Annotated in this window: 15 protein-coding genes and 1 tRNA gene; 8 read left to right on the forward strand and 8 right to left on the reverse strand. The window is 46.7% G+C overall.

The features are described from left to right. Positions 1–7 precede the first annotated feature (7 nt). From K0H59_RS03680 to parC, 4 genes are read left to right on the forward strand one after another with little or no spacing between them, the layout of a single operon-like run. Positions 8–583: a YqiA/YcfP family alpha/beta fold hydrolase gene (locus K0H59_RS03680; RefSeq protein WP_220054695.1), complete on the forward strand. Its 576-nt coding sequence runs from the start codon at positions 8–10 to the stop codon at positions 581–583. 56 nt (positions 584–639) lie between these two features. Then, positions 640–2,526, forward strand: coding sequence for a DNA topoisomerase IV subunit B (gene parE, locus K0H59_RS03685; RefSeq protein ID WP_220054696.1), 1,887 nt, complete (start codon positions 640–642; stop codon positions 2,524–2,526). Positions 2,527–2,578: 52 nt separating this feature from the next. Then, positions 2,579–3,754, forward strand: coding sequence for a sorbosone dehydrogenase family protein (locus K0H59_RS03690; protein WP_220054697.1), 1,176 nt, complete (start codon positions 2,579–2,581; stop codon positions 3,752–3,754). After that, the gene (gene parC / locus K0H59_RS03695; protein ID WP_220054698.1) at positions 3,747–6,023 is read left to right on the forward strand and encodes a DNA topoisomerase IV subunit A; all 2,277 of its coding nucleotides are present in this window, start codon (positions 3,747–3,749) and stop codon (positions 6,021–6,023) included. Before K0H59_RS03690 ends, parC begins: the two co-directional genes overlap by 8 nt. A gap of 181 nt (positions 6,024–6,204) precedes the next feature. Here the strand turns inward: parC and K0H59_RS03700 are convergent, their stop codons facing one another. Then, positions 6,205–7,266, reverse strand: coding sequence for a porin (locus K0H59_RS03700; protein ID WP_088211074.1), 1,062 nt, complete (start codon positions 7,264–7,266; stop codon positions 6,205–6,207). 430 nt (positions 7,267–7,696) lie between these two features. Further along, complete coding sequence (locus tag K0H59_RS03705) at positions 7,697–8,761, reverse strand: porin (protein ID WP_220054699.1); 1,065 nt, start codon at positions 8,759–8,761, stop codon at positions 7,697–7,699. 418 nt (positions 8,762–9,179) lie between these two features. On the opposite strand from K0H59_RS03705, the gene tcdA reads away from it, so the two are divergent. Then, the gene (tcdA, locus tag K0H59_RS03710) at positions 9,180–9,998 is read left to right on the forward strand and encodes a tRNA cyclic N6-threonylcarbamoyladenosine(37) synthase TcdA (RefSeq protein WP_220054700.1); all 819 of its coding nucleotides are present in this window, start codon (positions 9,180–9,182) and stop codon (positions 9,996–9,998) included. Positions 9,999–10,155: 157 nt separating this feature from the next. Here tcdA and K0H59_RS03715 read toward each other — a convergent pair whose 3' ends face one another. Next, positions 10,156–11,787: an ATP-binding protein gene (locus K0H59_RS03715; RefSeq protein WP_220054701.1), complete on the reverse strand. Its 1,632-nt coding sequence runs from the start codon at positions 11,785–11,787 to the stop codon at positions 10,156–10,158. A 168-nt stretch (positions 11,788–11,955) separates the two neighbouring features. Here K0H59_RS03715 and K0H59_RS03720 point away from each other — a divergent pair, with 168 nt between their 5' ends. Next, the gene (locus tag K0H59_RS03720; RefSeq protein ID WP_088211070.1) at positions 11,956–12,567 is read left to right on the forward strand and encodes a superinfection exclusion B family protein; all 612 of its coding nucleotides are present in this window, start codon (positions 11,956–11,958) and stop codon (positions 12,565–12,567) included. Positions 12,568–12,680: 113 nt separating this feature from the next. Here K0H59_RS03720 and K0H59_RS03725 read toward each other — a convergent pair whose 3' ends face one another. After that, entirely contained in the window at positions 12,681–12,812 is a 132-nt protein-coding gene (locus tag K0H59_RS03725; RefSeq protein WP_011715898.1) for a DUF3149 domain-containing protein, read from the reverse strand. Positions 12,813–13,111: 299 nt separating this feature from the next. Between K0H59_RS03725 and K0H59_RS03730 the strand changes: the two genes are divergently transcribed. After that, the gene (locus tag K0H59_RS03730; protein ID WP_088211069.1) at positions 13,112–14,701 is read left to right on the forward strand and encodes a bacteriohemerythrin; all 1,590 of its coding nucleotides are present in this window, start codon (positions 13,112–13,114) and stop codon (positions 14,699–14,701) included. Between the two features lie 152 nt (positions 14,702–14,853). Further along, positions 14,854–14,940: transfer RNA gene (locus K0H59_RS03735), tRNA-Leu, on the forward strand. A gap of 142 nt (positions 14,941–15,082) precedes the next feature. Here K0H59_RS03735 and K0H59_RS03740 read toward each other — a convergent pair. From K0H59_RS03740 to modA, 4 genes are all read right to left on the reverse strand, one after another. Next, a complete protein-coding gene (locus K0H59_RS03740; RefSeq protein ID WP_088211068.1) occupies positions 15,083–15,415 on the reverse strand; it encodes a YegP family protein in 333 nt (110 codons plus the stop codon). A gap of 241 nt (positions 15,416–15,656) precedes the next feature. Next, positions 15,657–16,742: a molybdenum ABC transporter ATP-binding protein ModC gene (modC, locus tag K0H59_RS03745; protein ID WP_088211067.1), complete on the reverse strand. Its 1,086-nt coding sequence runs from the start codon at positions 16,740–16,742 to the stop codon at positions 15,657–15,659. Beyond that, positions 16,736–17,473, reverse strand: coding sequence for a molybdate ABC transporter permease subunit (gene modB / locus K0H59_RS03750; RefSeq protein WP_088211066.1), 738 nt, complete (start codon positions 17,471–17,473; stop codon positions 16,736–16,738). The genes modC and modB overlap by 7 nt, the downstream gene beginning before the upstream one ends. Next, the gene (gene modA, locus K0H59_RS03755) at positions 17,473–18,258 is read right to left on the reverse strand and encodes a molybdate ABC transporter substrate-binding protein (RefSeq protein ID WP_088211065.1); all 786 of its coding nucleotides are present in this window, start codon (positions 18,256–18,258) and stop codon (positions 17,473–17,475) included. The genes modB and modA overlap by 1 nt, the downstream gene beginning before the upstream one ends. Positions 18,259–18,452 lie beyond the last annotated feature (194 nt).

Below are 18,452 nucleotides of genomic sequence, written 5' to 3' on the forward strand. Positions count from 1 at the left end.
AGGAACTATGCTGCTCTATATTCACGGATTCAACAGTTCACCTTTCTCCGATAAAGCGGTGATGACGGCGCAGTATATGGCCGAGCATCACCCTTCCTTAGCCTTCCATCAACCGCAATTACCCAATACACCTAAGGCCGCCATGGCCTTGCTGCAGCAATATGTTGAGGCTGCCAAGCAAGCGGGCGAGCCACTCAATTATATCGGCTCATCCTTGGGGGGATATTTTGCGAGTTACTTGGCAGAACATTATGGTGGCCGCGCTGTGTTGGTGAATCCGGCCGTTAAGCCCTTTGAGCTGTTTGATGAATTTATGGGACCGCAATTTAACCCTTATACCGAAGAGCATTATCAGGTTTTGCTGGAACATAAGCTGGAAGTGGCTGAATTTAATACGGCTGTTATCCGCAATCCCGATCGTTTTTTGGTACTATTGCAAACGGGCGATGAAGTGCTGGATTATCGAGAAGCACTGCATAAGTATCACCATTGCCAGTTACGGATTGAATCCGGTGGCGATCACAGTTTTGTAGGTTATGAGCGATATCTGCAAACTGTAAGCCAATTTTTACACTTACCTTGACAAATAGTCGTCCAGAGCCGCAACATGGCCGGATATAACAACTTATAGCGTACACTATGACGAATCAATACACCTCTGACGCCATTGAAGTTCTTAACGGACTCGACCCAGTTAAACGCCGTCCAGGTATGTATACCGATACCACCCGACCTAACCACTTAGGCCAAGAGGTCATAGATAACAGTGTGGACGAGGCCTTAGCGGGCCACGCCACTAAAATCGAAGTTGTGCTCCATACCGATAATTCCCTTGAAGTCACCGACGATGGTCGAGGGATGCCGGTCGATATTCACCCTGAAGAAGGTATTCCTGGGGTCGAACTCATCCTTACTAAACTGCATGCCGGCGGTAAATTTTCGAATAAAAATTACCAATTCTCCGGTGGTTTGCACGGTGTGGGGATTTCGGTGGTTAACGCCCTGTCTCGTCGCGTTGAAGTGACGGTACGCCGTGACGGCCAAGTGTATGATATTGCTTTTGAAAATGGCTTTAAGGTTGAAGAGTTAAAAGTTACTGGTACTTGTGGGCGTCGCAATACTGGTACCCGAGTGCATTTCTGGCCTGACGCTAGTTATTTCGATTCGGCGAATTTCTCCAACTCTAAACTCATCTATTTGCTGCGCGCTAAGGCCGTGTTGTGCCCAGGCCTTAGGATCAAATTTACCAATAAGCACACCAATGAAGTCCATGAATGGTACTACGAGAGTGGTTTAACCGATTATCTCAAGGCGGCGGTTGGCGATAATTTAATGCTGCCAGAAGAGCCCTTTATCGGCAGCTTTAAAGGCCAAATCGAAGCCGCTGATTGGGCCATTACTTGGCTGCCTGAAGGTGGCGATGCGATTAACGAAAGCTATGTTAACTTGATCCCAACGCCATTGGGTGGAACCCACGTGAACGGTTTCCGCCAAGGTTTGCTGGAGTCGATGCGCGAGTTTTGCGAGTTTCGTAATCTGATCCCCCGCGGCATCAAGCTATCGCCTGAGGATATTTGGGACCGCGCCGCCTTCATTCTCTCGGTGAAGATGCAAGATCCGCAGTTTGCCGGTCAAACCAAAGAGAAACTCTCGAGCCGTCAAAGCTCTGCTTTTGTCTCTGGCATTGTGCGTGACGCGTTTTCACTGTGGCTCAACTCGAATACCGAATTGGCCGAGTCGCTGGCGGACATGTGTATTAACAACGCCCAGCGCCGCTTAAAAGCCGCGAAAAAAGTGGCCCGTAAAAAAGTCACCTCTGGCCCGGCATTACCGGGTAAATTGACCGACTGTAGCGGCCAAGATCCGATGCGCGGCGAACTCTTCTTAGTGGAAGGGGACTCTGCGGGCGGCAGTGCGAAGCAGGCGCGCGATCGTGAGTTTCAGGCCATTATGCCGCTGCGCGGTAAAATCCTAAACACGTGGGAGGTGGATGCTTCACAGGTGTTGGCCTCGCAGGAAGTGCATGACATCTCGGTGGCGATTGGTTGCGATCCCGATAGCAACGATATCTCCGAGCTAAGATATGGCAAGATTTGTATTCTCGCCGACGCGGACTCCGACGGGCTACATATTGCAACTTTACTCTGCGCCCTGTTTCTGAAACATTACCGTGTGCTGGTCGAACACGGCCATGTCTATATCGCTATGCCACCGCTGTTCCGTATCGATATAGGTAAAGACGTTTATTACGCCTTAGATGAGGCTGAAAAAGAAGGTATTCTCGACCGTATTACTGCCGAGAATAAAAAGGGTAAGGTCCAAGTTACGCGCTTTAAAGGTCTGGGTGAGATGAACCCGCTGCAATTGCGTGAAACGACTATGGATCCAAACACTCGCCGTTTAGTTCAGTTAACCATTGATGATGTAGAAGAAACTGACTCACTGATGGATATGTTGCTGGCTAAGAAACGTTCGCCCGATCGTAAAAACTGGCTCGAGGATAAGGGTGACATGGCGGTACTTTAATGTTGTGCACTATTGCCGATAACAATAAAACTTAGGCATAAAGAAAATTACCATGTTGTATATAAAAACTAATAATTATAAATATTTAAGGGTATTCTCTGCCTTCGGGGCCCTACTGGCGAGTCTGGCGTTATTAACGAGCCAGGCGGCGATAGCGGGGTCTCAGTCGATCATGATTACCGTGTCGAAGGGATTTGGTTTATCCCTTTATGCCTCCGATCTCGGGGATGCAAAGCAGATAGCCATGGGCTCGAATGGTACGCTCTTTGTGGGCTCCAATAAGAGTGGCACTGTGCATGCGCTCGTTGACAGCAATCAAGATGGCCGCGTCGATAAACGTTATGTGATTGCCAAAGGGCTGGAATCTCCCGATGCGATAGCCTTCCATAATGGCGATCTTTTTGTTGCGACAGAAAACCGTATCGTACGTTTTATTGATATCGAGCAGCGCTTGCGTCGCCCCAGTCGCCCTAAAGACATCTATAGCGATCTGCCTGAATCCGATAAGAAAAGTACCCGTGCGATGAATTTTGGTCCCGATGGCAGGTTGTATGTTTCTATCGGCGCACCGTGCAACGTATGTGAGGCGAGTGCGCCCTACAGCAGCATTATTGCAATTAATGTCGATACGGGTGCCAGTGAGCAAATAGCGCTGGGCGTACGGGATGCGACCGGATTTGACTGGTCTCCCCAAGATGGCAAGTTATGGTTTGCCGACCAAGGTCGTGATTGGATGGGAGATAACTTACCACCCGATGAAATCAACCGTATCGATGTGGTCGGTAGCCATTATGGATTCCCCTATTTGCATGCCTCGTCAGTGGTCGAGCCGGCCTACGAAAAACCGAAGAATTTAAAAATTACCGTCCCAGTATATGAACTGCCGGCCCATGTGGCGCCCACGGGACTGGCGTTTTATCGCGGCAAGCAATTCCCTGAAATGTATCATAATCAGCTCTTTGTCGCCGAAAATGGTTCGTGGAACCGTTCGAGCAAAGTGGGTTATCAAATCGTCATGTTGAAGCTTGAAAATCAGCAGGTGGTGAGTCGTGAAACCGTAGTCAGTTTCCTCGACGGTGAGTTTCCCGTTGCCCGTCCCTATGCCTTGTTGTCGGCAGATGATGGTGCTATGTACATTTCGGATGATTTAAAAGGTAACGTGTATCGACTGTTTTATAAGGATGGCGATACGACTGAAGAACCACAGGAACTAGAAGAAAATGAGTGACGCGATCAAGTTAAGCTTAGATGGCGTAGAGCAGATGCCCCTGCGGCGCTTTACCGAAGAAGCTTATCTGAATTATTCCATGTACGTCATCATGGACCGAGCCTTGCCCCATATTGGTGACGGGCTTAAGCCTGTACAACGGCGGATTATTTATGCCATGAGTGAGCTCGGGTTATCGGCTCAGTCAAAACATAAAAAATCAGCCCGTACCGTCGGTGACGTATTAGGTAAGTACCATCCCCATGGCGACAGCGCCTGTTATGAGGCTATGGTGCTGATGGCGCAGCCATTTTCTTACCGTTATCCGTTGGTAGATGGTCAAGGTAACTGGGGGGCGCCAGACGATCCTAAGTCCTTCGCAGCGATGCGTTATACCGAGGCGCGCCTGTCTAAGTTCTCCGAAGTCTTATTGTCAGAACTTGGACAAGGAACGGTTGAGTGGGGCGCTAACTTCGATGGCACCTTGAAAGAACCTAAAGTGCTGCCTGCGCGTTTACCGCATATTTTACTCAATGGCATCACAGGTATTGCTGTGGGCATGGCGACGGATATTCCGCCCCATAATGCCAGGGAGTTAGTCAATGCCTGTGTGGCGCTGCTGGACGATCCTAAACTCGAACTTGAGCAGTTGATGGGCTATGTGCCAGGACCGGATTATCCGACTGAAGCCGAGATCATCACGCCATCGGCCGACATTGCCAAAGTCTATGAAACGGGCCGTGGCTCCATAAAAGCCCGAGCAGTGTATAGCGTCGAAGCGGGTGAGATAGTGATCACAGCACTGCCACACCAAGCCAGTAGCGGTAAGATTTTAGAGCAAATCGCCGCCCAGATGCAGGCGAAAAAATTGCCTATGGTGGCGGACTTACGTGATGAGTCCGACCATGAAAACCCGGTGCGACTGGTGGTAGTGCCGCGCTCAAACCGCGTCGATTGCGACCAACTTATGGCGCACTTGTTTGCGACCACAGATCTTGAGAAAAGCTTTAGGGTAAACCTTAACGTACTGGGACTCGATGGTCGCCCACGGGTGAAGGGGCTAAAAGACTTATTAACCGAATGGTTAGAGTTCCGTGTCGATACCGTAAGACGTCGCCTCGAGTATCGACTCGATAAAGTGCTGGCACGGTTACATATCCTCGAAGCCTTGATGATTGCCTTCCTCAATATCGATGAAGTGATTGAAATCATTCGCTTCCACGATGAGCCAAAGGCCGAGTTAATGGCGCGCTTTAACCTGACGGATAGGCAAGCAGAAGCCATCCTCGAGTTAAAATTACGTCATTTAGCCAAGCTAGAAGAGTTTAAAATCAAGGCCGAGCAGGATGAGCTTGAAGCCGAGCGCGAGAAATTAGAGCAGTTATTAGGCTCAGACCGTCGCTTAAAAACCTTGATCAAGAAAGAATTAATTCAAGATGGCGAAACCTATGGTGACGATCGCCGCTCACCGATTGTTGAGCGCCATGAGTCCCGTGCCTTAACCGAGCAAGAGCTGACGCCGAGCGAGCCAGTGACTGTGGTGTTATCTGAAAAAGGCTGGGTGCGTTGTGCTAAGGGCCATGATATCGATGCCGAGTCTTTGTCCTATAAAGCTGGCGATCAATATCTATGCAGTGCGATGGGGCGCAGCAATCAGGCGGCGGTATTTATTGATTCATCGGGCCGCGCTTTTGCGACCGACAGTCACAGCCTGCCATCGGCCCGCAGCCAAGGTGAGCCAATTACTACGCGCTTTAATATGGCGCCGGGTGAAACCATGCAGCATGTGATTTTGGGTGAAGACGAGCAATGTTTCCTGCTCGCCACCGATGCGGGTTACGGTTTTATCTGTACTTACAATGATATGGTTTCGCGCAACAAGGCGGGTAAAGCCCTGTTAAGCCTGCCGACGAATGCTAAGTCCTTACCGCCGAGACCGATTGACCGCAATCGTGAGATGTCGATTCTTGCTATCACCAATGAAGGCCGTATGTTGCTGTTTTCATTGGAAGCATTACCACAATTGTCTAAGGGCAAAGGAAACAAGATTATCGGTATTCCAAGCGAGCGTGCTAAGAATCGTGAAGAACTGATGACCCATTTACAGTTAGTGCCAGCCGACACACCTGTGACTCTATGGGCGGGTAAGCGTAAACTCACTTTAAAACCGAGCGATTTAGAGCATTATCGTGGTGAACGTGGCCGCCGTGGCGCCAAACTACCGCGCGGGTTACAGCGTGTTGATAGCGTGGAATTAGGCGAAGGCGCAGAGGTTTTACCTAGCATTTAACTGTTAATTTGAGCTTGTGTAAGCTGTAATCGAAACAGGCTAATCAAAGCCACTTAAGTGTCACTTGAGTGGCTTTTTTATGACTTGTGTTATGCACTAAAGAGTCACTTGTCTTAAATACAAGGCATAAAAAAACCTACCGCAAGCGGTAGGTTTTTATTAGCGAATATCCGAAAGGATATTAGAAGTCGTAACGTACACCTACAGAGAATACGTTGTCGTCTTGTAAGTCAACTTTGTTACCAGCTACGACATGATCACCACGGTACATTGCGTATTGGCCATATACCATAGTTGATTTAGATAAACGGTAGTCTGCACCAACGTTGAAGTTTTGCACGCTGATATCAGTACCAGTTGCGCCACCTTTGTTTACGTTTTTGTAGTAGTTACCGAAACCAGCTTCGTCTGAACCGTATTCAGCTTTCAGGTTAACACCGTTTAAGGTGTAAACTACGTTCACGAAGTAAGTGTTACCGTCAACAGAGCTGTCAGTTACGCTTTCAGAGTTTTGGAATAAACCACCAACTTTGAAATCACCAAATTTAACTTGAGCTACACCACGGTATGCGTCAACACCAGCAATACCTTTGTTGTAAGCAACTGCTACATAGTAGTTTTGCTCTTTAAACTTGCTATCACCCAGAGTCGCGCTCAGAGCGTATAAGCTTTCGTTAGTTTTAGCAGTAGTGTCATTATCGTCGAACAGGTAAGTTGCGTTTAATGTCACTAAGTCAGCGATTTTTGGAGAGTAGTACCAAACACCGTCAGCGCTACGAGTTTGAGCGCTAACTAAACGGTCGATATCCGCGTTGGTGTTACCAAATACGTCAACCGCGCCTTCAGCTTGTTTGAATACAGTGTCGTTACGACCCACTAACACAGTACCTGCGTTAGTTTTTAAACCTAAGTAAGTGTTACGAGCTTTGAAAACATCACCAGTGCCAGAAGTGTTTTCAACTTGGAATTCCATTTGATAAACAACATCATAGCCATCAGCGATCTTTTCAGAACCTTTAACACCTAATAGAGAGAAGTTGTTTTCTAAATAGGTACCAGCGTTGTTCTCATCGGCATAGTTTGCGTCTAAGCCGTTAGTACCAGATTGTAGAGTTGCACCTGTCTCAGTATTGGTTACTGCAAGCTCTAAACGACCGTAGAAGCTTGGGCCTTCGGCTAGCGCGCCGAATGAAGCCAGTGCCAGTACTGATGCAACTGATGCAGAGATGAATGTCTTTTTCATGTTTTGTGCTCCCTCGAACCTAAGTTCTTTTCCATTTTTCATGGTTTTTGTGTGGTTTAACACATTTGTTACTGGAATCGGTAACAAAGTTGCCGCCGATTTTTACAGTTTTACGACTTACTGGCTGTGTTGCAGATCATGTTTTTGGCTCTCCTTGTCCGTATTCGGGGTTTTTTAGGATATTTCCCTATATCTCAACCGCAAATCGGCGTGAAAGTGGTAAAACGGTATTTTTCACTTACTACTAAAGAGGTAGGTAAAGCGCCAAGGCTTAAGTGAGTCGGCGACGCTAACTGTAGCATATACTAATGTTGTCGCAAGTTTGTCATAAATGGGGAGAGAGAGTGCTATTTAGTATGAGGTACAATAAAAAAGCGGCCAAAGCCGCTTTTTTATCAAATATCATCACTTTTGAATTAGGATAATACTATTAGAAATCAATACGTAAACCTACAGTAAACACATTGTCATCTAAGTCTTGTTTTGTACCTGCTAGCATAAGGTCGCCGTCGAAGCGAGTGTAGTGACCATAGACCATAGTCTTAGTACTGAGTCGGTAATCTGCGCCTACACTGAGCTGTTGCAGGTCAACATCGCTGACTTGCTCAAGGTTGCCACTGTCTTGGCTGCCGACAAAACGGCTGACATATTTACCTAAACCTGAGTCATCTTTGCCGTAAACCAACTTAAATTTCACATCACCCATCAGATAAGCTGCATTGACAAAATAGGTCTCACCCGAGAGGTTGGAGAATCTATCATCAATATGCTCACTGTGCTGATAAATGGCACCAAAGAGAAAATCCCCAAATTTTGCTTGAGCCACACCACGGTAGGCTTCGATATTTTCGATACCGTCGTTATAGGCGGCGGCCACATAGTAATTGTGGGTCTTGAAGGTTTTGTCGCCTAAGGTGGCACTTAAGGCATACATTTGATCTTGGCTGTAAACTTCGTTGCCTTGGCTATCGCGTTGATCATAGTTATCACTCATCAAATAAGTGGCGTTGAAGGTGATAAGCTCGGCGATCTTTGGAGAATAATAGGAAATACCATCGGCGGAGCGCGTTTGGCCCGCTAGTAACAGGTCGATATCGGCGTTGGTATTGCCGAACAAATCAAAACCGCCTTCAGAGGTTTTAAATACTGTATCGTTACGACCGGCTAACACTGTGCCGGCAACACTTCTCACACCGAGGAAGGTATTACGTGCATTGAAGGTTTTATTCGAGTTATCAAAGTTTTCTACGCCAAATTCCATTTGATAGATGATATCAAAGTAAGGGCTAACGCTTTCAGAGCCTTTGACACCCACCCATGAAAAGTTGTTTTCGAGTACTGTGCCCTCTTTCTGATTTTGAGCGGCATAGCCTTTTTCTGAGTCAGTGATACTCAGGTCGACATGGCCATAAAATTCTGGGCCATCGGCTAGGGAGTTGAATGAGCAAAATGCGAGACTCGCGGTAATCGCTGTAGTGAGCAGATTCTTTTTCATCTTCATTTTCCTGTGCTTATATCATTATTTTTATGCAGCAAGAGTTATCTCTTTTCACTGCGGTTGGAGGCGCTTTGATGCAGCGCAGTGTGGCAGGTGAATGAATTTAAAATGTGATCAAGATCGCTTCGTGCTGAAATGGTACTGTTTTCAACATCATGTTTTACAAGGTGAAAACGCATTTTTAATCTGATTTTACCTAATGTATGGATAGGTGATTCAGGAAAGTGTTAATTACCACATTTGCGGTACTTTTGTATCTGAGTGCAACTAGGTACACCTTGGCTGAGATAGATTTCGGTTTTTCGCCCAAATCGTATAAAATCCACGGTGCATTTTTATTGCGTTACGCTGCTGTAGATTGTCTTTCACATCCTCTAAGGGCGGCCATTGTTAGTTAGATATAAGGTAAGTATTGATGACTGAAGCCTATCAGAATCGCTTTGGTGGCATTGGCCGCTTGTACGGGCAAAAGGCGCTGGTTAAATTTGCCGCCTCCCATGTGGTGGTGATTGGCATTGGCGGCGTTGGCACATGGGCGGCTGAGGCGTTGGCGCGCAGTGGTATTGGTCAAATCACCTTGATTGATTTGGATGATATCTGCGTGACTAATACTAACCGTCAAATTCATGCACTGACATCGACAGTAGGCGAGTCTAAAGTGGCGGTAATGGCGCAGCGGATCCGTGCGATCAATCCTGATTGCCAAGTCAATGAAGTGGAAGACTTTATTACGGTCGATAACCTCGGTGAGTATTTGCTCGGGGCAAAGGCTGGGGGCAATATTGATTATGTGGTTGATTGTATTGATGCCGTTAAACAAAAGGCGGCGCTGATTGCTTGGTGTAAACGTCAAAAAATTAAGATAGTGACGGTTGGTGGCGCGGGTGGTCAAACCGATCCTACGCAAATTCAGCTCACCGATCTGGCTAAGACCTATCAAGATCCTTTACTGGCCAAAGTGCGTAATATTCTGCGCCGTGAATATAACTTCTCTAAGAATGTGCAGCGCCGTTTTGCCGTCGATGCGGTGTTTTCCAGCGAGCAATTAGTTTATCCCCAGGCCGATGGTTCCGTGTGTAACAGCAAGGCTAGCGCAGATGGCTCGATGCGTATGGATTGTGCTTCAGGCTTTGGCGCCGTCACTATGGTGACAGGCACCTTTGGCTTTGTAGCAGCAAGCCGCGTACTCGCTAGGCTCGCCCAAATTGCAAATGAACCTGCCGTAGATGAATAAGCTGCGAGTGAATAAGCGGTAATCGATAAGATAAAGTCTCAAGGTTAAAAACTAAATCCACAGCCAATGCTGTGGATTTTTGTTTAGTGACGCCAGTGTTTGCTTTATTCGCCTTCCACTGGCTCCACTTGTCATCAAACTCGTATCAGACACTCCATCAAATCGTAAAGTCATGGTGTGTGGTGAGTTTGGGCGAATCGCATTGGGTGAGGGGAATGCGGATATTAAACTGTGCGCCGCCCAGTTGTGAGTCTGCTTGATAGTTCATGGTGCCCTTTAGCAACGTGGCGGCATTGAAGGCGGCGGATAAGCCTAAGCCTGTGCCACCTTTACTCCTGCTGGTGGTAAAGAAGGGCTCAAACATATGCTCTGCCACCTCGGGTGGAATGGCAATACCATTGTTTTCAATGCTGATATTCACGTAGTCTTGCTCTAGCTTAGCCGTAATTTGGATCAGATTATCTTCTCTATCCTGAAAGGCATGGGTGAAGGCATTAGAGAGAATATTACTGACGATTTGATTGAGCAGGCTGACATTGGTCTGGATGTTGAGCGCAGAATTAACCTGTAGCTGAGTTTGGGCTTTGACCTTGGGATACATAATTAAGGTCGATTCTAAAATCTCCTTAAGCTGACGTTGCAGATTGATACATTGATGTTCTTCGTGGCTACGGTCGATGGCGATCGTTTTAAATTTTTGGATCAGGCTACTGGCCTTACTGATATTACGAACTATCAACTCACAGCTTTCTTGGTACTCATCTAAAATGGCGTTGATTTCATCTAGAGTGGCATGCTCGCTATGTATAAGCTCGATAAGCTCTTCGATATGACTCAGTTGGGTACTGGCCGCCGTCAAACAAATGCCGATAGGTGTATTGATCTCATGGGCCACTCCCGAGACTAAACCGCCCAATGCCGCCATTTTTTCCTGCTCGACTAACACTTGCTGCGCCCGTTTCAGCGCCGTTAATGATTGCTCTAATTCCTGTGTTCTTTCTTTGACTTGCCTTGCGAGTTCTTCCTTATAACTGCGTTCGAGCGTCAGTAAGCGTTCTCTATCCTCTAAGGCAGTTTGCAATTCGGTTTTAGAGCGTTTTAAGGCTGCGAATGAGCCGCGCAGTTGCGACTGCATATTGTTGATGGCATCGGCAACTTGGGTGAATTCATCGACTTTTTGTTTGCGATCGAAGGCTAATGGCTCGACATCGGTATCGAGATCGATGCGTTTGCAGTAATTACTGAGTTTGTCTAAGTGTTTAGTGATGTTGTACCAGACTAAAAACAGAATAAATCCAGCGACTAAGAAGGTTTTTATCGCATTGGAGAGCAAGATCAGAATGGCTTTATCGTAGAGGCGTTGGTAAATGGCATCCATATCCACTTGAACCTCTAAAGTGCCGACATTAATGCTGTCAGTTGGCGACTTATACACCAGAGGAAACACTTTATTGAGGGTATGGGTTGGTTTCTTATTGCCGGCGTTCCACGATTGGCCGCTATCATCTTTTATCGAAATATAATTAATATCAGGTAGTTGGATTAAACCATTCAACTGAGTATTAATCAGTCTTTCATCGATAACCCAAATGCTGGCGGCGAGTACATCGAGATTGGCTTTTTCAATATTGGAGAATACGCGATCAATACGAGTCACATCGCCGCGATAGTCGTTAATCAGCTGATAGGCCGTTGTCACTAAGGTGATGAGGGAGCTAAAGAGAATAATAGACAAGGTGAGATGCCTGCCTATCGGGCTTTTAATAAATTGGCTAAAGAAAGTCGGCATCTTAAATTATCTATAGCTAATAGCGAGTTGGATGCTTATAAGCATAGACTCAAGCATCCAGATTGTGCATTTTATCTCCATGAAATATCCCGCAATTTTGACTGATACACTGGCATCAAACTTGCTTGATGCCGTCTAAGTTCAATTTTTTGTCGCTGGGATAAGACTATGATTAAATTCAAACTGGATTCAGTGAAATTGTTTAGCCCTAAAAAGATGATGTTTCGAGTCATGCTGTGGCTAATGGTAAGCTGCGCTGTGTTATTGGCGATCCCATCCAATGTGCTTGCCATGCTGGCGTTGGATAAGTTTGTCCCCGAGCATGCCCATTTTGTTGGCCTAGGGCTGATTATCTCTATTGCTTATTTTTTAACGCAATTATTGAACCTTGGCTTAGATGAGTCGATTCGTCACTTGAGTGATAAACGAATGATCGAAACGATTGAGGCTAAGGTCAATCTGATGGACCGTGCCGAGCGCGCTTTATTACGGGAGTTCTTTTTACAGGGCGCCACCATTTTGACATTGCCACAAAATGAACCCGCAGTAAAAAGCTTACTCAATGCCTGCATCCTCGAATGTTTAGGTAATGAGCGCCATTATGCGATCCAAGGCCCTACGGCGGATTATAAAATTTCGATGAAGGCACGCATGTATCTTAATCGTGGCGTGCTGCGTTTACCCGCAGGTGAACCGAGCCAGGAAGAAATGCAGCACTTGATTAAAGCGCGCCCGCAGTTTTTAAATGGGGTAGTGCAAAGCCGTAAACACGCTGCTTAATGCAGGTTGTGTGCTAAAGCAGAAATCACAGGCACAAAAAATGGGGGTTAGATTAACCCCCATAACAACGTGCAATTTTTACAATGAACAGAATAACAATTTGGAAGCAAAAACTACGATTGTTGCGCGGACTTCACAATGAACATCCAAGTGATATAAGAAATTATCCCTATAGTGCTAAAGATAACGATCATTGAGAGTAAACCAATTGGGTTACCGAACATTAAATCTAACCAAAATGCCATGATTGAAATCCTCTTTCCTGTGAAGTCCCCTCTACACTAGCGTCCTTAATGTTTCTAAATACTGATCCTGATCAATAAAAATCCGACATCTTAAAACAAAGTTGTAACCACAAGTTAACTATGTGATGTGGTTCAAATTTAGGCTTGAATGAAATAGCACTTATCTCTATTGTCTTGCCTTTGTTTCTTGTCTCGTTAAGAACTAGTCTTAAGAGTGCCTGTCACGAAATGATATTGAGATCTGAACTTTACCTAACGAGTTGTTGATTGAGTCGACTGCATTTTGGAAGGAGCCAAAAATGGCCAATGTTACAGCTAAGAATGGCACCATGGGCTACGGTATTATCTTTGCGCCTATGGTCTTACTCTTATATCCCCTCTATTGTTTAGTCACTAGTGCGCATTGGGTGGCGACGCTCTGTTTAATTGCTCTTGCCGTGATTCTCTTTTTAAACATTAACAAATTAATCCGTAACTTAAGGCACTTAGAACGCGCAGCTCATCATTTGGGTGATGGGGATTTAAGTTATCAGCTCGATGAGAAAGATGCGGGTGTGTTTATCACGGTAGTTCACAGTATCAACCGCATGGGCGAGGATGTTAGTCGCACGATTCTCTCCCTCGTCGATACCAGCGAATGGATGAAGAAAGTCGCGACCGATATCAAAGCGATCAGTGAGCAGGCAAAACAGGGCGTGCTCGAGCAGGAACGTCAAACCGAACTGGCAGCAACGGCCATGACGCAGATGGTCTCCACAGTACAAGAAGTGTCACAAAATGCCGCCAGTACGGCACGAGCGGCCGATATTGCCCAAGGTTCGGCGAAACATGGTGATGAGCTAATTGGCACTATCGTAAATAAAATCAACGATATGAAATCGCAAATTCACCAAACTAAAGGCGTTATTGAGCACCTTGCCGACGATACCAATAGCATCAGCAGTATTATTGAAACCATCTCCCAAGTGGCGGAGCAAACAAATCTATTGGCGCTCAATGCGGCGATTGAGAGTGCGCGTGCCGGTGAACATGGTCGCGGCTTTGCGGTGGTTGCCGATGAAGTGCGTAACTTAGCTAAACGCACCTCAGAGGCTACCGCCGAAATTCAGCAGCAGATCACAACCTTGCAAAAGGGCGCGCAGCAGAGCGTAGAAGTGATGCTTAAGAATGTCACTATTGCCGACGAAACCGCCCTGATGGTGGAGCAAGCTCATCAAGCCCTTGGTGACATAGTGACTCAGGTTGAAAGCATTACCGATATGTCCCATCAAATTGCTACGGCATCCGAAGAGCAACATGCGGTTGCCGAGGAAATTAACAAAAATATCAGTGTGATGGCCGATCTAGCATTAAAAAATGCACGCCATACCAACCACACCAACTTATCCAGCCTTAAGGTGTATAACATGTCGCAGGAAATTGGCTCCCTGCTGCATCGATTCCATGTGGATGCCAAGTTGTTTAATTCCAGCCAAGCACAAAGCAAACAGTTTGTGAAATGGGGACCAGAGCTTGATATCGGCATGCCAGAGATTAACCGTCAGCACCAACGCTTAGTATCATTAATCAATGAATTACACCGGACGTTAAGTGAGGCATACGGGCTTGAGGCGATTAAGCGCATCGTCCAAGGGCTGGTGGATTACACTGCGAATCACTTCTCCTATGAAGAAGAATTGTTTGCCCGTTTTGGCTATCCTCAAACCGTGGCCCATAAGGAAAAGCATGCCCAGTTGGTTGGTCAAGTGCTTGATTTTCAAAAGCGGGTAGCTAGAGGTGAAGATGTCGCGGATGAACTTATGGCATTTTTAAAAGCATGGCTCGTCAATCATATTCAAAAGAGCGATAAGGAATATACCCAATTTTTACTCGCCCATGGGGCCGAATAACCGGCCTTGGTTTATCAGAGTTGGATTTTTGAGCGGTTAAAACTAATTTGCCACCCAGCCTTTGAAAAGGGCTTGCCATTGTCAAAGGCAAAGGTATAATTCCCAGCACTTAGAGCCAGCTAGTTGTTTTTGTTAGCTCTAATTTTGATAATGCCAGAGTGGTGAAATCGGTAGACACAGCGGATTCAAAATCCGCCGCCCTTAAAAGCGTGACGGTTCGAGTCCGTCCTCTGGTACCATCCCTTATACAAAGGGACTAAACCGACATAGAGTCGGTTTTTTGTATCTAAAATCCAGCATTGTTAGATACTTACCGCTTTAAATCCCGCTTTTTGTTGGTACGTTTATTTCCCTAAATATCACCACTCTGCACATACCTATCTAGGTTAGATCTTTAATCGTCGTGGTTTTCCCATTCTCCATCACCGACTTGATCCCATTGTCTCTCGCTGCGGTACTCGAATACATTTGGCTAGTGCCAATGATCTGATGGTTCGCGGCTTTTAGATTGAAGTACGGCTTATCGTTTTTCGCCACTTCTTTAGCATATCGGGTTTCGATAGGGGAGTTGGTTTGAACGGATTCGATACCATTCATGGCACCACTCTTACCCGTGTAGAGTTCGCTGGTGAGGATGACTTCTCCGTTACCAGCCTTAAGAACAAACTTAAATTGATCGTTACTGCTTTTGCTTAATTCATACCATCCTGACATGGAATTGCTCCTTCTTCTTTAAGGCATTGCATAGCGCAAGCGAGGAAACCATTTCCTGCTCGAGCCCCAGTTTAGTCGATATTCACAGATTTGATATGACAGCTTTCATACTTTAAATGCATGGAAAATGCTCATTTATTTGAACCGGTATATGAAGATTTACCTTATCTCTCTGTTTTTCAAATAGAGTGGTTTGTTCATTGACCGATATTCAACAAGCCTATAGTTTTGATTATTTGCGTCAGTGAGATTCGGCAATATCCATCTGCGTCATAGTTACGCCTTTTATTTGGGCATAGATAGCTTTTCCTGGAGCGAGTTGTAACTCGTCACAAGCCCATGGAGTGATGTTGGCCCACAGTTCGTCTTTACCTAGGGCAATTTTAAGTTGAATTTGCTCGCCATTATCGCTGGGGTAGAGCTCTTTTATTTTTCCTCTTAGTAAGTTACGAATACTCGAACCTTTAGGTTCCTCAGTGCAAACCGAAACATGGTTCGCTTGAATGCGCACCTTTAACTGCTTATGGGTGGGGGGCAATTGGCCGCTGACCCAGAGCTGATTGCCATCATCCATCAACAGTCTAGTCATTGGATAATCAGGATGTCTGTCGGCGATTCTGGCGCTCAGCAGTGAACTTAATTCCTGCAATGGCACCCAGGGGCGCATTTGTTCACTATTCCATACCTGTGTTAGTGGTCCTTGGGCGATCATTTTTCCTTGATGCAACACCAGCATATGGTCGGCGAGTTGCAGGATTTCATCCAAGCTGTGGCTGACATAGACGATCGGCAGCTTCAATTCCTGCGCTAGGGTTTGTAGATAAGGCAGTAATTCGCGTTTTCGAGGTAAATCGAGGGAGGCTAAGGGCTCATCCATTAACAACATTTGCGGTGAGGTGAGCAGGGCACGGCCAATAGCGACCCGTTGTTTTTCACCGCCAGAGAGTGTGCTGGGATAGCGGCTCAAGAGTTTTTCTATGCCCAGCAGTGAGACCACTTTGTCAAACAATTCAGGTGCTTTATGGCGCATCCCATAGGTGAGATTACCCTTCACACTGTAATGGGGAAATAATCTCGCTTCTTGAAATACATAGCCAATCTGGCGTTTTTCAGGGGGCAGATTTACGGTTTTATGTTTAAACAACTGCGTATCGCCAAGGCTAATTTCGCCGTTATCTGGAGTGGTTAATCCGCCGAGTAAATTCACTAAGGAGGTTTTGCCCGCTCCCGAGCGGCCAAATACGGCGGTGACGCCCTGTAACGGTAACTGGGTGTTCACCTTGAGTTTCAGTTGGCCGAGCTGTTTTTCAATATTAATGTTTAACATACACTTGCCGTTCTTTTGAGGGCCTTTTTTGTGAGCCATTGGGAGGCGAGTAAGGAGGCCAGAGCTATCACTATCGAGATGATACATAGGCGCATCGCCTGATATTCCGCCCCAGGTGTTTCGATAAAGGAATACATGGCCAGCGGAATGGTGCGAGTTTCGCCGGGAATATTGGAGACGAAGGTGATGGTTGAGCCAAATTCCCCAAGGCTGCGGGCAAAGGCGATGATCATTCCCGACACTATGCCGGGTGAGGTGAGCGGCAGGGTGATGGTCAAAAATACCCGCCAGCGACTGCTTCCCAAGGTGCGCGCCGCCTGTTCGAGGCGAATATCGACGGTTTCGAAGGATTGGCGTATGGCTCTGACCATCAAAGGAAAGGAGACCACTGCGGCGGCGAGTGCCGCGCCGCGCCAGCTAAAGCTAAAACTAACGCCAAACCAGTTATAGAGCCACTGCCCGATTACGCCCTGGCGCCCCATGCTGATGAGTAGTAGGTAACCCACCACCACGGGCGGTAACACCAATGGGAGATGCAGGAGACTGTCGAAAATGGCTTTACCGGGAAACTCAACGCGTGCGAGCAACCAAGCGCATAAAATGCCTAAGGGTAAGCTGGCCAGCACGGCAACCGCTGAGACTTTGAGGCTCAGCAGCAGCGCGGCGGTTTCGTATTCGCTGAGGAGTGGCCCGTCAAACAGCGAACCACTCAAGAGAACATCACTCAGCACTAGTTCACTCCAAAGCCATATTTTTCAAATACTGCTGTTGCACTTGAGCTTTGAAGGTATTGATTAAAGTCTTTCGCGCTGGCGGTGGATTCCTGTTTCGTTAAAGCGCTGGGATATTCAATCGGGCTATAGCTGGTCGCGGGGAAGGTCGCCACAATTTTAATCTTTTGCGCTACTTTGGCATCGGTCGAATACACGATACCGAGCGGGGCTTCGCCCTGTTCTACCAACGCTAAAGCGGCGCGCACATTGTTTGCTCTCGCCAGTAGTGGCTCGGCAGTTTTCCAAAGATTCAGGTTTTCAAGTGCTTGCTTGGCGTATTGTCCGGCTGGGACATGGTCAGGATCGCCCACCGCTAAACGGCTGCCATTGACCGCGGCCTTAATATCCCAATCGCTGTTTAGGGTGACTTGATCTACTGGGCTATTCTTCTCGGCAATCAGCACTAAGGTATTTTTTAATAGGGTGATACGGCTATCGGTATTCACCGCCTTGGCATCGACGAGGTAATCCATCCATTTTTGGTTGGCGGAGATAAACAGATCGGCAGGCGCGCCATTGGCAATTTGTTTTGCGAGTGTTGAGGAGGAGGCATAGGAGAAAATCACTTTCGTTTGATGTTCTTTCTCATATTGCTGGCCAATCTCATTAAGCGCATTCGTGAGGGATGCGGCAGCAAAAACAGTCACTTGCTCTTTTTCTGCGGCAAAGCTGACGCTGCAACTGAGGGCTAAGCCAACGGCTGAGGCTGTGGTAAAGCGTAAAAAGTGTTTGAGCGAGCTCATGGTGTTCCTCCGTGATAAAAAGTGATCGTTATATACCAATCTATATATCGATCATTCAAGCCCCGATGTGTAAATTAGTGATCTCTGCTAGATTTATCTGCGAAAACAGCAATGCCTTGGTGGATATTTCCGACTGTGCGTATTGGTATCTCAAGATTGATCGGGGACAATAACATTCACTTAAGCTAGGGCGA

It is taken from the genome of Shewanella sp. FJAT-51649 (assembly GCF_019457435.1).
Lineage (GTDB): Bacteria > Pseudomonadota > Gammaproteobacteria > Enterobacterales > Shewanellaceae > Shewanella > Shewanella mangrovisoli.